Here is a 17,540-nt window from a genome sequence, read left to right as displayed (position 1 = left end):
GCGTGGTCAGGCGGTCGTGTCAAATTATATGACGTTTACGTTAACGTCAAGTCAAGCGAAATCGTGCGCTTGTCTGACGCCAGCCACGCCCCGGCCGGGTGGCAATCTTTTAACGGGGGACCGGCCTTAATCCCTGAGCAATGTTGCTGCGGGATGGGGCCGATCCCCTGCGGGGTCAGGCGGCGTGCTGGTGGCCGCCGTCGAGCGCACCCATCAGGCGTGCCTTCTCGGCGTGGAACTCGGCCACGGCCTTTTCCTTCACATGGCCGAAGCCGCGCACTTTTTCCGGCAGCGCGGCCAAGGCCACGGCCGTGTCGTGGTTTTCCGCGTTCAGCCTGGCCAGGATGGCGGCCGTCATCTCGCGATATTCCACGATCAGGGCACGTTCCATCTTACGCTCATCCGAGTAGCCGAACAGGTCGAACATGCCGCCGCGCAGGCCCTTGGCCTTGGCCAGCAGCTGGAAGGCGCGCCACATCCACGAGCCGAATTCCGCCTTCACCAGGTGGCCCTTGGCGTCCTTCCTGGCGAACAAAGGCGGCGCCAGGTTGAACTTGAGCGTGAAGTCGCCTTCGAACTGTTGCTTGAGCTGCTCGACGAAACGGCCGTCCGTGTACAGGCGGGCCACTTCGTATTCGTCCTTGTAGGCCATCAGCTTGAAGTAGGACTTGGCGACGGCCGTCGACAGCTTGTTGCCCAGGCCGAGCGCCGTTTCTTTGGCGCGCACCTGCGCCACCAGGTCTTCGTAGCCGGCCGCGTAGGCCGCGTTCTGGTAGCCGGTGAGGAACTGGACGCGCTGCTTGATGAGCGTCTCCAGGCTTTGCGGCATCTGCACCACGATGGCCTGGGTCGGGGTGGCGATCTTTTCCACCCGCTTGAAATCGACGGCGGCGCGGCGGCCCCACAGGAAGCTCTTCTTGTTGGACGCGATGCCCACGCCGTTCAATTCGATGGCGCGCAGCAGCGACGCTTCGTTGAGCGGGATGCGGCCCTTCTGCCACGCATAGCCCAGCATGAACAGGTTGGCGGCGATCGAGTCGCCCATCAGCGCCGTGGCCAGCTTGGTGGCGTTGATGAAGTCGGCGCTGTGGTACTGCTCGGCGCCCACCGATTCGCTGATCAGGGCCCGCACTTCTCCCACCGGATACTGCCAGTCAGGCTGCTGGGCGAAGGTGCCGGGCGGCTGCTCGTGCAGGTTGATGACGGCCATGGTGCGGCCCGGACGCATCTTGGAGACGGCGTCGGCGGCGCCGGCCGTCAGCATGTCGCAACCGAGGATCAGGTCCGCCTCGCCGGTGGCGATGCGCTGGGCGCGCAGGTGGGCCGGGGTGCGGGCGATCTTCACGTGCGAGGTGACGGAACCGTTCTTCTGCGACATGCCCGTCATGTCCAGCACGGACGCGCCCTTGCCTTCCAGGTGGGCCGCCATGCCCATCAGGGCGCCGACGGTGATCACGCCGGTGCCGCCGATGCCGTTGATGAGGATGTTGTACGGCTGTTCGCAGTCGGGCAGTGCGGGCAGCGGCAGCGGGCCGAAGCCGTCGTCCCCGTTATCCTTGCTGACGCCCGTTTTCGATTTCTTCAGCGTGCCCCCTTCCACCGTCACGAAGCTGGGGCAGAAGCCTTTGACGCACGAGTAGTCCTTGTTGCAGGACGACTGGTCGATGGTGCGCTTGCGGCCGAAGTCCGTCTCCTTGGGCAGGATGGAGGTGCAGTTGGACTGGATGCCGCAGTCGCCGCAGCCTTCGCACACGGCTTCGTTGATGACCATGCGCTTGGCCGGGTCGGGGAACTCGCCTTTCTTGCGGCGGCGGCGCTTCTCGGCGGCGCAGGTCTGGTCGTAGATCAGCACGGACACGCCTTGCACTTCGCGCAGTTCGCGCTGCACGGCGTCCATCTCCTTGCGGTCGTGCAGGCTGACGATGGTTGGCAGCGCGGAGCGGTCCGTGTAGCGGCTCAGGTCTTCCGTCACCAGGGCGATGCGCTTGATGCCTTCGGCCGCCATCTGCTGGGCGATCATGGGCACGGAAGTGATGCCGTCCACCGGCTGGCCGCCCGTCATGGCCACGGCGTCGTTGTACAGGATCTTGTAGGTCATGTTGACGCGGGCCGCCACGGCCGCGCGGATGGCCAGGTAGCCGGAGTGGAAGTAGGTGCCGTCGCCCAGGTTCTGGAACACGTGCGGCAGCTTGGAGAAGGCGGCCTGGCCTATCCACGGCGCCCCTTCGCCGCCCATGTGGGTGGTCAGCTTGTTGTGCTCGGGGTAGATCGAGGTGGCCATCACGTGGCAGCCGATACCGGCCAGCGCCAGGCTGCCGTCGGGCACCTTGGTCGAGGTGTTGTGCGGGCAGCCGGAGCAGTAGAAGGCGGGGCGGAACGGGGTGTTGATGGCCTTCTTCAGCACGGCGTCCTTGGCGTCCAGGAAGGTCAGGCGGGCCTTGATGTGGTCGCACGTGACGGGGTCAGAGATCAGGCGCGCCACGCGGCTGGCGATCACGCGCGCCACTTGCGAGACGGAGAAGTCGGCCTTGGAGGTGAGCAGCCATTCGCCGCGCGGCGCCACCCATTCGCCTTTTTCATCGAACTTGCCGATCACGCGCGGACGCACGTCGTCGCGCCAGTTGTAGAGCTGTTCCTTGAGCTGGTACTCGACGATCTGGCGTTTTTCTTCCACCACCAGGATCTCGTCCAGGCCTTGCGCGAATTCGCGCACGCTGTCCGGTTCCAGCGGCCACGGCATGGCCACCTTGAACAGGCGCAGGCCAACCTTGGCCGCCATCTCCTCGTCGATGCCCAGTTCTTCCAGCGCTTCCAGCACGTCCAGGTAAGACTTGCCGGAGGCGATGATGCCGAGCTTGGCGTCCGGGCTGGTGATGGTGGTGTGGTTGAGCTTGTTCTCGCGGGCGTAGGCCAGGGCCGCATAGATCTTGTAGTCCTGCATCAGCGCTTCCTGGTTGCGGGCCTGCTGGCCCAGCGGAATGCTGGACAGGCGCGCGTTCAGGCCGCCTTCTGGCATGTGGAAGTCGTGCGGGATCTTGCATTCGACGCGGAACGGGTCGGCGTCGACGGAGGCCGACGATTCGACCGTGTCGGCCAGGGCCTTGAAGGCCACCGTGCAGCCGGAAAAGCGCGACATGGCCCAGCCGTGCAGGCCCAGGTCCAGGTATTCCTGCACATTGCACGGATACAGCACGGGAATCATGGAGGCCGAGAACAGGTGGTCGGACTGGTGCGGCAGGGTGGACGAATAGGCGCCGTGGTCGTCGCCGGCCACCAGCAGCACGCCGCCGTGTTTGGAAGTGCCGGCATGGTTCATGTGCTTGAAGACGTCGCCGCAGCGGTCCACGCCGGGGCCCTTGCCATACCACATGGCGAACACGCCGTCGTACCTGGCCTCGCCGATCAGGTCCACCTGCTGCGAGCCCCAGACGGCTGTGGCGGCCAGGTCCTCGTTGACGCCGGGCACGAACTGGACGTGGTTGTCGGCCAGGTGCTTTTGCGCCTTCCACAGGTTTTCATCGAGGCCGCCCAGCGGCGAGCCGCGGTAGCCGGAGATGAAGCCGGCCGTGTTCAGGCCGGCGGCCAGGTCGCGCTGGCGCTGCATCATGGGCAGGCGCACGAGGGCCTGGATGCCGGACAGGAAGATGTCGCTTTGGGTAGCTGTGTATTTGTCGTCGAGGGTGACGGTGGTGAGGCGGTCGTTGGCAGTCGCTGCAACGCCGGTGGACGTGGCAGGGCCGGTGGCCGTGGTATCAGGCATGGTGGTGTCTCCGTGGTCTCAGATCGCGCCCGGTCTGTGGGAACGCCGGGTAGGCGCACCAGGGTCGGGCCATTAGCCGCCTGTTATGGCGGCGATACAGAAATTTTAGGCTTAAAAAATCCGCTTTGCGCCCAGTGTAGGGCTTAGTTAACGTATACGGAAATACCGTTTGCGGATGGGGGTATAAGAAAAAGTGATGGCAACCATAGACCTACCAGTCTGGCGCGCCGCTGCGCTGGCACAAACCGGGGCGGCACAGCAGGCGCAAACTGGAGCGGTTGCTTCGGGCATGGTAGTCGCCCTTGCGGAGAACCTGATGCATCTCTTGCGGTTGTCACTTGACAACCGCAAGAGATGCGCCTAATCTGGAGGCAGTGATGAAACGAACATCTCATCCTCACAAAGATGTTGAAGCCGCACTGAGGCACGCAGAAGAACAAGGATGGTCGGTCAAAGTGGGCGGTAGCCACGCATGGGGGCGCATTTATTGTCCCTATAACAACGACGACTGTGGTGAGTTTTGTATTACCAGCATCTGGAGTACGCCCAAAAACCCGGGCAACCACGCCAAGGCCATACGGCGCGTGATCGATAACTGTACCGAACATAAGCTTATTTTAGCGGCAAGAAAACCGGAGTGACGCCATGGAATATCTGTTCACCCTCAAATACCAGCTGTCCGAGCAAGATAGCAATCAGGAAGAAATCGTCGAGCGGCTGGGCGCTGGTGGTTGCGACGATGCGTTGATCGGTATCGGCCAACCGGGCCGCATCGCGCTGGAATTCACCCGCGAGGCCGACAGTGCACAGGCAGCCCTGCTCAGCGCGTTGGCCGACGTCAAACAGGTGGTACCTGGCGCCAGCCTGATCGAGGCCGCACCCGATTTCGTGGGCCTGACCGATGTGGCCGACGTGGTCGGCATGACGCGCCAGAACATGCGTAAGCTGATGGTCAACCACGCCACCAGTTTTCCAGCGCCCGTGCATGATGGCAACAGCGCCGTCTGGCACCTGGCCGACGTATTGAAGTGGCTGTTGGCCAGGGGCCCGTACCGGGTGGCCGCCGGCGTGACCGAAGTGGCCGAGACGAACAAGCAGGTCAATCTGGCCAAGGCGGCGCCCGCGCTGGCGCCGGGCTTGCAGCGTGAATTGCAGGCGCTGTTGGCCTAGCGGGACTGCGCCGCGCGCCTTTATTGCGGCAGCAGGCGGGCGCCCAGCCAGGTGCCGCCGGCGCACAGGTCCGCCGCCACCTGCACCGCGAGCCGGCTGACGGCGGCGGCGGCGTTGGTGAGCGGAATGTTCTTCGACGCGCACAGCACCACCGTGCGCGAGATGGCGGGGCTGTGGATGCGGTAGGAGCGCATGGCGCCCCGTTCCAGCGCGTCCAGCACGGGCGCCACGGGCAGGATGGTGGCGCCCATGTCGGCCAGGATGGCGGATTTCAGGATGGCGATCGAGTTGATTTCGATGACGTTGCCTATCGTTAGCCCCGCCGTGCGCGCCACGCTTTCTATCCGCGGCCGCACGCCATGCTGCAGGCCGGGCAGGATCAGGGGCGCGGCCAGCGCCTGCGCCAGTGTGATGGCCGTGCCGTCCGGCGCGCAGGCCGCGTCGGCGCGGCAGATAAAGCGCAATTCTTCCTCCGCCAGCGGGGTGCAGGCGAACGGCGTCAGCTGCCCGTCGTCAAACAGCACGGCCAGGTTGACCCGGCCTGCCTTGAGCTGTTCGCTCAGGTTACCCGTCAGTTCTTCCGTCAATTGCAGCGTAATTTCAGGATAATGCTTGCGGGCCGCCATCAGCAAGGGCAGGGCCAGGGCGCCCGATATGCTGTGGGGCAGGCCCAGCGTCACGCTGCCGGACGGGCGCGTGGCCGATTGCGTGACGGCCGACTTGGCGTCGGCCACCTGTTTGAGGATCGCTTGCGCATGCTGGTAGAACACTTTGCCGGCATCCGTGCTGAGCACACCCTGGGCTGTGCGGTGCAGCAGCTGCGCTTCCAGCTCATCTTCCAGCTGGCGCAGCTGCTGGGTCAGCGCCGGCTGCGCTACATGCAGCACCAGCGCCGCCCGCGACAGGGAGCCGTGGTCGACGATGGCGACAAAATAGCGAAGTTGGCGTAATTCCATGGAAGTTACAGGCTGATGTGTTGCGCGTTATGCAAAAAAACGGCAGCGAAGCGCTGGCGGTCCGGCAAATGTTAGTCCTGGACAGAAACTATTTGTTATACTCATTCTAACTCCTCTTGCCGTCTCAGCCCCCTTTGTGAGCGTTTTGTATGTTTAAGAAAGTCGATTCCTCACAGCTGAAAGTGGGCATGTACATCCATGACCTCAGTTGCGACTGGATGACCCATCCGTTCATCCGCAACCGTTTCCTCATCAGCAGCGAGGACGAGATCCGCAAGATCATCCAGGCCGGCATCCACGACGTGGTGATCGACAGCGCCAAGGGCCTGGATGTGGTCAACGCCCCTACCCTGGACGAGGCGCAGGCGGCAACGGAACGGGAACTGGTGGAGCTGGCGGCCAAGCCGGTGGTGGTGACGCGCGTTTCGCTGGGCGAAGAAATGGCGCGCGCGACCCAGATCCGGCATCAGGCCTCGACCCTGGTGCGTTCCGTGATGCGCGATGCCCGGCTGGGCAAGGCGATCGAACTGGACCAGGTGCAACCCGTGGTGCAGAACATTACGGAATCCATCCTGCGCAATCCGGGCGCGCTGGTGGGACTGCTGCGCATCAAGACCAAGGACGACTACACTTTTCTCCATTCCGTGAGCGTGTGCGCGCTGCTGGTGGCGTTTTGCCGCTCGCGCGGCATGGACGCCGGCATCACCCACCAGGCCGGCCTGGGCGGCTTGCTGCACGACACGGGCAAGGCGCTGGTGCCGGACGCCATCCTGAACAAGCCGGGGCCGCTGACGGACGAGGAATTTGCCATCATCAAGCGCCACCCCAAGGATGGCTACGATATCCTGCTGCAGTCGCCGGAAGTGGGCCCCATTCCGCTCGACATCACGCTGCACCACCACGAGCGGCGCGACGGCAGCGGCTATCCGGACAAGCAGGCTGGCGACGATATCAGCGAACTGGCGCAGATGGCGGCCATTGTCGACGTTTATGATGCGATCACGGCGGACCGCTGTTATCACAGGGGCATGTCGGCGGCGGCGGCCCTGCGCAAGATTTATGAGTGGAGCAAGTTCCACTTCAATCCCGTGTATGCCCAGGAATTCATGCGCTGCGTGGGGATCTATCCGGTCGGCACCATGGTGCTGCTGGAGTCGGGCCGGCTGGGGGTGGTGATCGAGCCGCACGACACCAATCTGCTGGCGCCCAAGGTCAACGTTTTCTTCAACACCAGGCAAAATCTCTACATCAAGCCGGAAACCGTCGACTTGTCGCGCGGGCTGGGCTTTGGTGGCGGCGACAAGATCGTCGGCCACGAGTCGCCGTCCAAGTGGCAAGTCGATCCGATGCGTTTCCTCACGCTGGCCTGAGGCCGGGGCAATCCAGGGTAACCGGGCGCAGTCCGGTGCAGTCCGGCGCCATCGGCGTCAGAAGAATTCGGCCGTATCGTTCGATTCGATGGTTTGCAGCAGGCCGCCTTCGACCAGTTCGTCGTAGTGGCAGGCCAGGTTGCGGCCGTGGCTCTTGGCGTAGTACAGGGCCTGGTCGGCCTTGCCGAGGATGATGACGGGCGCTTCCACCGCGCTGATGCTGACGAAACCCACGCTCACGGTGACCCGGCCCACCTGCGGGAAGTCATGCGCTTCCACGTTCATGCGGAAGCGGTCGATGATCTTTTTGACATTGTCCAGCGTCGTCGAGCGCAGCAGCACGACGAATTCCTCGCCGCCGAAGCGGAACACGCGGTCCTGGGCCCGGAACGAGGACGTCATCAGGTTGGCGATCAGGATCAGCACTTCGTCGCCATACAGGTGGCCGAAGCGGTCGTTGACATGTTTGAAATGGTCCACGTCCACCACGGCCAGCCACTGCTTTTCCTGGTCGCGGTGGTGGCGCCGTTCCGGCTCGCCGGGCAGGGTCAGCGAATCGGGCTCGCCGCTGGCGGCCAGCATCTTGCTGAGCTGGTCGTCGAAGGTCTTGCGGTTGAGCAAACCGGTCAGCGAATCGCGCTCGCTGTAGTCGAGCAGGTTCTGGAAATTGCGGTACACACTGACGATGCCGCCGATGACGTGGATGGTGTCGCTGGTGTAGGGCGTGGGATTGACGATTTCCAGGCAGGTGTCGGCCTTGTCGCCCAGCCAGATGGGCAGCCACAGCGTGTGCTCGCCGGCCGCGTTGGCCACGTCTGCGCTCGCTTCATGGCGTGCGATGCAGTCGGCCAGGGCGGGGAAGTTGCTGATCGGTTCACCGGGGCTGCCGGGGTCGGGGTTGTCCACCATCTTGGCCGGCAAGCCGTCCGTGATAATGGCGCGCGGACGGACGAACAGCTGGCCCCGTACTTGGGCCAACGACAGTACCCGGGTCTGAGTGGCATGGGCGAGTTCCTGTACCGCCGAGATCACGGAGATGTCGAGCATCGTGTGATCGCGGTGGCCGGTCATGTCCACCATGTGTTTCAGTAGGGAATCCATTTTCGTCTCTGGAAAATATTCACACAACCATTGTGTCGAGCCACATTTCGTTCACGTCTATCAACCATCTGCGCATAGTTTTTTTGATAGCAAGGCGCACTGTGAATCGATTGCACGGGGCCTTTCCAAAGAACAGCTAAGCAGGATAATAGCTTTTTGCATTCTAGGCAATTCATGTGTGCGAAAAAAAACATTCCTCACGTTTCCATGCATCTTTTTCCCGACACCGGGGGCAGGCCGTCGCCTGTGCCAGCGTACTCGCGGGGAAACTGACGCAGTTTGACATAAGCCAGCTCCGGCGTGTGCATTCTGCGGATTCTTTCGGCAAATCATAAAAATAATTCCATACGGAAAGCTTGCGCCACATCAACTCCCAACATGCTACAGACCCTATAGTGAATCCAATGGCGCGGTAATGATACGGGGAAACGAAAGTTACCTTGATGCATGTGCAGCGGGCGCCAGGGGTAAGTCGTGTTAATCACTTTTTGGAGTCTGTCATGTATGCATTCATTGCGGCGGCAAAGGAGTTTGCCAGGGATGACGCAGGGGTAACGGCCATCGAGTATGGCTTGATTGCGGCGGTGATGGCGGCCGGCGTGGTCGCTTCGGTCGGGCTGCTCAAGCAGCCGCTGATCGATACCTTCACCAGTATCAAGACGTCGTTGACCACGCCTTGAACCAGCCCGTCCTCCCGGGCTGGTCATGCCGGGAGGACTACCAGGGGGGCAATGCCATGAAATATGCCATCGAAGTGATCCTGATCTGCATGGTAGCGCAGGCGGCGATGACGGACCTGTCCGTGCGCCGCATACCCAACGTGCTGGTGCTCAGCGGCCTGTTGCTGGCGCTGGTACTGCACCTGATGGGGGGCACCCACTGGGCGCCTGTGACCCACTGGCTGGCCGGCGCCCTGGCCGGCTTTTTTTTATTCCTGCCGCTGTATCTCGCCCGAGGCATGGCGGCCGGCGACGTCAAGCTGATGGCCATGGTGGGCGCTTTCATGGGACCACAGGCGGCGCTGCAGATCGGTCTGCTGGCCTGCCTGATCGGCGGCCTGATGGCGTTGGCCATGCTGGTGTACAGCGGCCGCTGGCGCGAGGGTTGGCACAACTTCCGCGCGCTGTGCAAACCCTTGTTGCTGCGCATGCTGGGCGTGCCCTTGCTGCCCGTGCCGCTGCCACCCGGGACCAGCGTGGGCAACATGCCTTACGGCCTGGCCATCGCGCTGGGCACCATGGGCTACATCGTCTGGGGCCAGTACTAGGCCCCGCCGGTGCCGGCCGCGGCTTTGCTGCGGATCAAGGTCCGGCCCGCCCCCGTCGCTAGAATCGATTGCTCGTGGGAACAATCTTGCGAGTCAGACAGATTGAGGAGGACCGTCATGTCCGAGCTTGAACAGCAAGTGTCTGCCGCCACCGACGGCTTGCCGCCGTTGCCGCCACAGCCCAAGTCGGTGCGCGAAACGGGACTGGAGCAACCGTTGCTGGTCGAGCTGATCGCCAAGTGCCTGTACATCGGCGGGCGCACCCATCTGCCCATCCTGACGGGCAAGCTGCGCCTGTCCATCAACGTGCTGCGCGAAACGCTGGACTTCATGCTGGCCGAACAGCTGGCCGAGGTGGCCTGGCGCGGCGAATCGGACATCGACGTGCAATACCAGCTGGCCACGGTGGGCAAGCAGCGCGCCGCCGCGTGGCTGGAGCGCTGCCCGTATGCGGGGCCGGCGCCCGTCACGCTGGAGGCCTACCGCACCATGGTCGAACAGCAGGCCGCCCTGCTGCCGCCCGTCACGGCCGACGACCTGGCCATGGAAGTGGCGGACGACCACCTGGCGCCGGCCATGCATGGCCTGCTGGGCGCGGCCATGTATTCGGGCCGCTCCATCCTGCTGTACGGGCCGCCGGGCAGCGGCAAGACCTGGCTGGCGCGCAAGCTGGGCCGGCTGCTGCAGGGCGTGGTGGCCGTGCCCCATGCCGTCGCGGTGGGACAGGACATCGTCCAGGTCTACGACGCGGCCGTGCACCAGGCGCCGCCGCCGCGGCTGGCCATGCAGGTGCGCCAGGCGCTGGAACGGCGCAGCTGCGACCTGCGCTGGATGCTGTGCCAGCGCCCGCTGGTGTCGCTGGGCGCGGAGCTGAACGCCGACATGCTCGAGCCGCATTGGGATGCCACCAGCGGCAGCTACCGGGCGCCGCCCCACTTCAAGGCCAACAACGGCCTGCTGGTGGTGGACGACCTGGGGCGCCAGCGCATGCCGGCCACCGATGTGCTCAACCGCTACCTGCAGCCGCTCGACGCCGGTTGCGACCAGGTGTCGCTGCAGGGCGGCCACAAGTTCGCCGCGCCGTTCCGCATGCTGCTGATGTTCGCCACCAACCGTCCGCCCGAGCACCTGTTCGATACTGCCGCCCTGCGCCGCCTGGCCTACAAGATTGAAGTGGGGGCGCTGAGCGAGGCGCGCTACCGCAGCCTGTTCCGCGAGCAGTGCCACAGCGCGGCCGTGGCGCCGGACGAGGCGGCGCTCGACTACCTGATCGAGCAACTCCATGCCGGCAGCGGCGAACCGCTGCTGGCCAGCTACCCGCGCGACATCCTGGCCCGCATCGCCGACTTTGCCGGCTTTGCCGGCGAGCCGCCGCGCCTGACGGTGGCCGCGCTGGACCAGGCCTGGATCAGCATGTTCGCCGTGTGCGGCGGCGCGGCCGACGGCGAAAACACCATCCTGTGCGAGAAAATAGCATGAAGCACCGGCGCGCCTTGTTGATGCTGGGACTGGCCGTGCTGCTGGGCCTGGGCGCCGTGCTCATGGCTTCGCGCTGGCTGCTGCACCAGGCCGGCGGCGGCGGCCACAAGATCGTGGTGGCCGGGGCCGACGTCAACCTGGGCCAGCGCCTGGCGCCGGACATGCTCAAGCTGGTCGATTGGCCGGCCGACAGCCTGCCGCGCGGCGCCCTGCGCGACCCGGCCAAGCTCAGTGGCCGGGTGCTCAAGAGCAGCGTGCAGCGCGGCGAACCGCTGACCGAATCGAAGCTGGCGCCGGCCGGCACGCTGGGCGGGCTGTCGGCCCTGATCGAACAGGGCAAGCGCGCCATCACCGTGCGCGTGAACGACGTGGTGGGCGTGGCCGGCTTCGCGTTGCCGGGCAATTTCGTCGACATCATCGTCTACACCCAGACCGAAGGCGGCACCGGGCGCGACCAGGGCATCTCCAAGATCGTGCTGGAACGGATACTGGTGCTGGCCGTGGCGCAGGAAGTGGGGCGCGACGAAACCAAGCCGCGCGTGGTCAACGCCGTCACGCTGGAGGTGACGCCGGAGCAGGCCGAAAAACTGGATCTGGCGCGCAGCGTGGGCACGCTGTCGCTGGTGCTGCGCAACCAGGTCGACCCGCAGCCGGGCGTGACGGAAGGCGCCACCAAGACTTCCCTGCTGGGCCAGCGGGCGGCGCCCGCCCCCGCCGTGGCGGCCGCGCCGGCCGCGCCGGCCGATGTACCGCCCGCCATGCCGGTCATGCGGGCGGAACTGACGCCGACGGCGCCGCGCCAGGCGCCGCGCCACTGCATCGCCGCCATCGACGGCTTGCGCAGCACGCAGGAGTGCCTGTGAACGCGGCCGCCGCCATGGCAGTGCGGGCTTGCGGCGGGATGGCCTCCGCTGCAGCCGCCGCCGCTACCGCCGCGGTCGCCACCGCGCTTGCCACCGCCGCCGTCGCCATCACCGCATTGTCGGCCAGCGGCAGCGCCATTGCCGCGCCGGCGGCGGGCAACCTGCCGCAGGCCGACATGGGGCCGGCCATCGCGGCGCTGGCATCGGTGCGCGCCGGCGGCGCCGCGTCCGCACCGGCCACGCCGGCCGCGCGCCAGGATGCGCAGCTGCGCTGCACGGGCGAGGCCGCCGCGCCGGGCAGCCTCAGTCTCCAGCTGGGCAAGTCCACCCTGATGCGCCTGCCCGAGGCGGTGCAGGCGCGTGCGGTGGGCAATCCGGCCGTGGTGCAGGCAATGCTGGTGTCGCCCGACACGCTGTACGTGGCCGGCGTCGATGTGGGCAGCACCAACCTGATCGTGCAGGGCCGCAGCGGCACCTGCAGCGTGGTCGAGGTGACGGTGGGAATAGACCCGGCAGCGCTGCAGGCCACGCTGGCCGCCCTGCTGCCCCAGGAACGCAACATCCGCGTCAGCGCGGCGGCCGACTCGCTGGTATTGAGCGGCAGTGTGGACGATGCCGTCACGCTGGCCCACGTGCTCGATCTGGCGGCGGCCTATGTGCGCCGGCCGGCGCAGGCGCTGGCAGTGCGCAAGGGCGAGGAAGGGGGCGCCGCCGCCGCGCCCGCGACATCCACTGCGGCGGCATCCGGCGGCGCCGCCGGCACCCCGCGCATCATCAACCTGCTGGGCGTGAGCGCGCCGCAGCAGGTGATGCTGGAAGTGAAAATCGCCGAAGTCTCCAAGACCCTGCTCGACAAGCTCGAAGCGGGCAGCACGCTGCGCTTCGCTTCCGGCAGCTGGACCGCCAAGCTGCTGTCGAACTTCCTCACCGGTACCGTCAAGGGCATGGTCGACGCGAGCAAGTCGAACGGCACCCAGTTCACGGTGGAGGCGGAAAAGCAGGATGGCCTGGTGCGCATCCTGGCCGAGCCGACGGTGATGGCCATCAGCGGCCAGGAGGGCAGTTTTCTCGCCGGCGGCAAGATCTTCATCCCGGTGGCGCAGGATAACAACAAGGTCACGCTGGAGGAGAAGGAGTTCGGCGTGGGCCTGCGCTTCACGCCCACCGTGCTGGCCGGCGGGCGTATCAACCTGCGGGTGGCGCCGGAAGTGTCGGAACTGTCGCGCGAAGGGGTGGGCATATCGGCGTCCGGTTTTTCGGGCGGCGCCATCCTGCCCCTGATCACCACCCGGCGCGCGGCCACCACGGTGGAACTGATGGATGGCCAGAGTTTCGCCATCGGTGGCCTGATCAAGAACAACCAGGTCAGCAACATCCACGGCCTGCCCGTGCTGGGCGAGCTGCCCGTGCTGGGCGCGCTGTTTCGCAGCACCGACTTCCAGCACGACCGCACGGAACTGCTGTTCGTCGTGACGGCCCACCTGGTCAAGCCGCTGCCATCCAATTACGCGCTGCCGACGGATGGCGTGACGACGCCGGGCCGGGCCGAACTGTTCCTGGGCGGACGGCTGGAAGGCAAGCCGCCGGCGCCGGCCGCCGCGGCCAGCAGCGGCAGGGACCGCGAATTCGAACTGAAATGAACGGAGGACCGACCATGGGCCACGCTACCTTGTCTTGCGCCGCCGGCCGCCTGGCCGTGCTGGCCGGCGTCATCCTGCTGTCGGCCTGCGCCGACACCACGCCGCAATGGGACCGGCGGTTCGGCCAGGCGGCGCGCGTCACGCTGGCGCAGCAGGTGCTGCACCCGGAGGCGGCGCGCAACGCCGATCCGGTGGCGGGCATGGATGGCCGCGCCGCCAGCGCCGCCTTCGGGCGCTACGAGAAATCGTTTTCCGAACCCAAGCCGCAGCCGGCCAGCTTCACCATCGGCGTGAGCGGCGCCAAATGAAGTCCCGTCCCGCCCGGCCGGGGCGCCAGGGCGGCGTCCGGCCGTGAGCGGCCACCTCAACGACTAGACCAAGGAACTGGAATGAAAGCGCTGATGATTAGCCGCGACAGCCTGCTGCATGCGGAAATAGCGGCCCAGGGATCGGCCCGCATGCCGCCCGTGCAGCTGGTGGCGTCCCGCAACGGCCTGCGCGACGCGGTGGAGCGGCTGATGCCTGAACCGCCCGCGCTGGTGATCTTCGATGCCAGCGAAGTGGCGGCCGAGGAGGCCGAACTGGTGGAGCGGCTCAGCAAGCACTATCCGTCCGCCTCCTTCATCCTGCTCACGCGCGAGGCCCAGCAGGATCTGCTGATCCGCGCCATGCGCGCCGGCATGCGCGAGGTGCTGCAGCTGCCGCTGGTGCACCGCGCCTTCCACGAGGCGATGGACCGGATCGAAGTGGCGGCCGGCGTGTCCCATATGCGCGACGGCAAGGTGCTGGCCTTCATCTCCTGCAAGGGCGGCAGCGGCGCCACCTTCCTGTCCACCAATTTCGGCTACGCGCTGGCCGCGCTGGCCGAGCGCAAGGTGCTGCTGATCGACCTGCACCGCCAGTTCGGCGACGCCACGCTGTACGTGTCGGACCAGAAGCCGAGCATGACGCTGTCGGACATCTGCGCCCAGATCGCGCGCATGGACGGCGCCTTCCTCGATTCGTGCCTGGTGCACGTGGCCTCCAACTTCGGCGTGCTGGCCGCGGCCGACGATCCCAGCCACGCGGTCGACATGAAGCCGGAGCACATGGACACCATCTTGCGCGTGGCACGCCAGCATTACGACTTCATCGTGCTCGACGTGGGGCGCCAGATCGACGCCATCTCGCTGCGCGCGCTGGACCAGGCCGACGCCATCTACCCGGTGCTGCAGCTGGCGCTGCCCGACATCCGCGACGGCCGCCGCCTGCTCGACATCTTCCGCTCGCTCGGCTATCCGAACGAGCGCACGCGCCTGATCGTCAACCGCTACGAAAAGGGCGGCAAGCTGCGGCTGGCGGACCTGGAACACGCGCTGGGGGCGGAGGTGGTGCATACCGTGCCCAACGACTACATCTCGGCCACCGACTCGGTCAATCAGGGCATCCCCGTGCTGCAGCTCTCGCGCAGCAGCGCCGTGGCGCGCAGCCTGGCCGACCTGGTGGAACTGGTGACGGCGCGCCGCATCTCCGAGAGCAAGGGATTGTTCGACCGCCTGTTCGGGCGCAGCGAGGCGGAGTAGCGCACACCATCGGAAGGAGAGCGACATGAGTCTACGCGAACGCCTGGCCGTGGCCGACGAGCCCAGGGCGAACCACGGCAGCCATCCGGCGCTGGCCGCCGCGGCCTACCAGGAACTGAAGAAGCGCATGCACCAGACCATCCTGGACCGCATCGACCTGGAACGCCTCAAGCGGCTCACGCCGGAGCAGTTCAAGCACGAGCTGGCGCTGCTGGTCCAGCGCATCATCGAGGACGAGCGCATCGCGCTCAACCAGAACGAGCGCCACAGCCTGGTGCTCGACATCCAGCACGAGATGCTGGGGTTCGGGCCACTGGAGCCGCTGCTGGCCGATCCCGGCGTGTCCGACATCCTGGTCAACACCTGCGACAAGGTGTACGTGGAGCGCAGCGGACGGCTGGAGCTGACCGAGGTGACCTTCCACGACAACACGCACCTGATGAAAATCATCGAAAAGATCGTCTCGCGCGTGGGCCGGCGGGTGGACGAGTCGAGCCCCATGGTCGACGCGCGGCTGCCGGACGGCTCGCGCGTGAACGCCATCATTCCGCCGCTGGCCGTCGATGGCCCCATCCTGTCGATCCGCCGCTTCGCCGCCAACCCGCTCACCGTACAGCGCCTGCTCGAGTACAAGAGCCTGACGCCGCCCATGGTGCAGGTGCTGCAGGCACTGGGCCAGGCCAAGATCAACATCCTGATCTCGGGCGGCACGGGCAGCGGCAAGACCACGCTGCTCAACGTGCTGTCGGCCTTCATCCCGCCCAGCGAGCGCATCGTCACCATCGAGGACGCGGCCGAGCTGCAGCTGCGCCAGCCCCACGTGGTGCGGCTGGAGACGCGCCCGCCCAACATCGAAGGCAAGGGCGAAGTCAACCAGCGCTCGCTGGTGCGCAACGCGCTGCGCATGCGGCCCGACCGCATCATCCTGGGCGAGGTGCGCGGGGCCGAGGCGCTCGACATGCTGCAGGCCATGAACACGGGCCATGAAGGTTCGCTGGCCACGATCCACTCCAACACCCCGCGCGATGCGCTGTCGCGGCTGGAGAACATGGTGGGCATGGCCGGCGTGCACCTGACGCCGCGCGCCATGCGCCAGCAGATCTGTTCCGCCGTGACGGTGGTAATGCAGGTGTCGCGCCTGACGGACGGCACGCGCAAGCTGGTCAGCCTGCAGGAGATCACCGGCATGGAGGGCGAGGTGGTGGCCATGCACGAGATCTTCCGCTTCGAGCAGACCGGGGTCGACGCGACGGGCAAGGTGCTGGGCCAGTTCTATGCCACCGGCGTGCGGCCGCGCTTCGCGGACCGGCTGCGCATGTTCGGGGTGCCGGTGACGGACGCCGTGTTCGATCCCGACCGGGTATTTGAATAGGAGCTGGCGATGGACATGTTCATGACGGGTTTTGCGGTGCTGCTGTTTTCCGCCGTGATCCTGGCGATCGAAGGCAGCTGGCTGTGGTGGTCCGGCAGCCGTGGCGGCGGCGCGCGCCGCATCGCCAAGCGGCTGCGGCTGATGGCGGGGCGCGCCGAGGGCGGCGCGGAACAGGTCAGCATCCTCAAGCAACGCCGTTATGCCGCCTCGCCCGTCCTGGAAAGGGTGCTGCGCCGCATCCCCCAGCTGGTGCTGCTGGACCGGCTGCTGCTGCAGACCGGCCGGTCGTGGTCCGTCGCGCAGTTCCTCGGCGGGGCGCTGGCGGCGTTGCTGGCGGGCCTGGTGTTGCCGCAGTTGTGGGAACTGCCGACGCCGGCCACGGTAGCCGCCGTGGCGGCGGGCCTGCTGGTGCCTGGCGGCCTGCTGCTGCGGGCGCGCGCCGCGCGCCTGCAGAAAATCGAGCAGCAGCTGCCGGAGGCGGCCGACTTCCTGGGCCGTGCGCTGCGCGCCGGCCACTCGTTCGCCAACGTGCTGCAGATGGCGGGCGAGGAGATGCCGGACCCGATCGCCGCCGAATTCCGCTTCGCCCACCAGGAAATCAACTACGGCGTGCCGATGAACGAAGCGCTGCACAACCTGGCCCTGCGGGTGCCGTTGACGGACTTGCGCTACCTGGTGATCGCAGTGCTGATCCAGCGCGAATCGGGCGGCAACCTGGCCGAGATCCTGGGCAGCATCAGCCGCCTGATACGGGCCCGTCTCAAGCTGCTGGGCCAGGTGCGCGTGATGTCGGCCGAAGGCAGGATGTCGGCCTGGATACTGGGCCTGTTGCCGATCGGGGTGCTGCTGCTGATGTCGCTGCTCAATCCGGCCTACGTCAGTCCACTGTGGGAGGACCCGATGGGGGTGCGGCTGATGTGGTATGCGGCAGGTACCTCTGCCATCGGCGTGCTGTGGATGCGCAGCCTGATCCGCATCCGGGTGTGAACGGGAGGATGGC

15 protein-coding genes are annotated in these 17,540 nt (G+C 66.2%); 12 read left to right on the top strand and 3 right to left on the bottom strand.

The window, feature by feature from the left end; all coding sequences use genetic code 11:
- Positions 1-175: 175 nt before the first annotated feature.
- Complete coding sequence (locus AC3WOS_RS02675) at positions 176-3,760, bottom strand: indolepyruvate ferredoxin oxidoreductase family protein (protein ID WP_492714284.1); 3,585 nt, start codon at positions 3,758-3,760, stop codon at positions 176-178.
- Positions 3,761-4,137: 377 nt separating this feature from the next.
- Between AC3WOS_RS02675 and AC3WOS_RS02670 the strand changes: the two genes are divergently transcribed.
- The gene (locus AC3WOS_RS02670; protein ID WP_492714282.1) at positions 4,138-4,401 is read left to right on the top strand and encodes a hypothetical protein; all 264 of its coding nucleotides are present in this window, start codon (positions 4,138-4,140) and stop codon (positions 4,399-4,401) included.
- A 4-nt stretch (positions 4,402-4,405) separates the two neighbouring features.
- The gene (locus tag AC3WOS_RS02665; RefSeq protein ID WP_492714281.1) at positions 4,406-4,930 is read left to right on the top strand and encodes a helix-turn-helix transcriptional regulator; all 525 of its coding nucleotides are present in this window, start codon (positions 4,406-4,408) and stop codon (positions 4,928-4,930) included.
- Positions 4,931-4,950: 20 nt separating this feature from the next.
- Here the strand turns inward: AC3WOS_RS02665 and AC3WOS_RS02660 are convergent, their stop codons facing one another.
- Positions 4,951-5,886, bottom strand: a complete 936-nt coding sequence (locus AC3WOS_RS02660; protein WP_492714280.1) for a LysR substrate-binding domain-containing protein — start codon at positions 5,884-5,886, stop codon at positions 4,951-4,953.
- Positions 5,887-6,035: 149 nt separating this feature from the next.
- Between AC3WOS_RS02660 and AC3WOS_RS02655 the strand changes: the two genes are divergently transcribed.
- On the top strand, positions 6,036-7,256 hold the full coding sequence (locus AC3WOS_RS02655; RefSeq protein WP_492714279.1) for an HD-GYP domain-containing protein: 1,221 nt from the start codon (positions 6,036-6,038) through the stop codon (positions 7,254-7,256).
- Positions 7,257-7,313: 57 nt separating this feature from the next.
- Here AC3WOS_RS02655 and AC3WOS_RS02650 read toward each other — a convergent pair whose 3' ends face one another.
- Positions 7,314-8,357, bottom strand: a complete 1,044-nt coding sequence (locus tag AC3WOS_RS02650; RefSeq protein WP_492714278.1) for a GGDEF domain-containing protein — start codon at positions 8,355-8,357, stop codon at positions 7,314-7,316.
- 500 nt (positions 8,358-8,857) lie between these two features.
- On the opposite strand from AC3WOS_RS02650, the gene AC3WOS_RS02645 reads away from it, so the two are divergent.
- The 9 genes from AC3WOS_RS02645 to AC3WOS_RS02605 all read left to right on the top strand — a co-directional run bounded on the left by AC3WOS_RS02645 (position 8,858) and on the right by AC3WOS_RS02605 (position 17,527).
- Entirely contained in the window at positions 8,858-9,037 is a 180-nt protein-coding gene (locus AC3WOS_RS02645; RefSeq protein WP_492714277.1) for a Flp family type IVb pilin, read from the top strand.
- Between the two features lie 56 nt (positions 9,038-9,093).
- Positions 9,094-9,624 (top strand): A24 family peptidase, encoded by a 531-nt coding sequence (locus tag AC3WOS_RS02640; RefSeq protein WP_492714276.1) that lies wholly within the window; start codon positions 9,094-9,096, stop codon positions 9,622-9,624.
- Between the two features lie 117 nt (positions 9,625-9,741).
- Positions 9,742-11,103: an ATP-binding protein gene (locus AC3WOS_RS02635; protein ID WP_492714275.1), complete on the top strand. Its 1,362-nt coding sequence runs from the start codon at positions 9,742-9,744 to the stop codon at positions 11,101-11,103.
- A complete protein-coding gene (gene cpaB, locus AC3WOS_RS02630) occupies positions 11,100-11,966 on the top strand; it encodes a Flp pilus assembly protein CpaB (protein ID WP_492714274.1) in 867 nt (288 codons plus the stop codon). Before AC3WOS_RS02635 ends, cpaB begins: the two co-directional genes overlap by 4 nt.
- Before the next feature lie 176 nt (positions 11,967-12,142).
- A complete protein-coding gene (locus AC3WOS_RS02625; RefSeq protein ID WP_492714516.1) occupies positions 12,143-13,606 on the top strand; it encodes a type II and III secretion system protein family protein in 1,464 nt (487 codons plus the stop codon).
- Between the two features lie 14 nt (positions 13,607-13,620).
- Positions 13,621-13,914 carry a hypothetical protein gene (locus AC3WOS_RS02620; RefSeq protein ID WP_492714273.1) on the top strand — a complete coding sequence of 98 codons (294 nt, stop codon included), beginning with the start codon at positions 13,621-13,623 and terminating at the stop codon, positions 13,912-13,914.
- Between the two features lie 81 nt (positions 13,915-13,995).
- On the top strand, positions 13,996-15,168 hold the full coding sequence (locus tag AC3WOS_RS02615; RefSeq protein ID WP_492714272.1) for a CpaE/TadZ family protein: 1,173 nt from the start codon (positions 13,996-13,998) through the stop codon (positions 15,166-15,168).
- A 25-nt stretch (positions 15,169-15,193) separates the two neighbouring features.
- Complete coding sequence (locus tag AC3WOS_RS02610) at positions 15,194-16,540, top strand: TadA family conjugal transfer-associated ATPase (RefSeq protein WP_492714271.1); 1,347 nt, start codon at positions 15,194-15,196, stop codon at positions 16,538-16,540.
- Between the two features lie 9 nt (positions 16,541-16,549).
- Positions 16,550-17,527 carry a type II secretion system F family protein gene (locus tag AC3WOS_RS02605; protein ID WP_492714270.1) on the top strand — a complete coding sequence of 326 codons (978 nt, stop codon included), beginning with the start codon at positions 16,550-16,552 and terminating at the stop codon, positions 17,525-17,527.
- Positions 17,528-17,540: the final 13 nt, after the last annotated feature.

It is taken from the genome of Rugamonas sp. FW305-51 (assembly GCF_058786935.1).
This window is presented reverse-complemented; position numbering and strand designations above follow the sequence as displayed.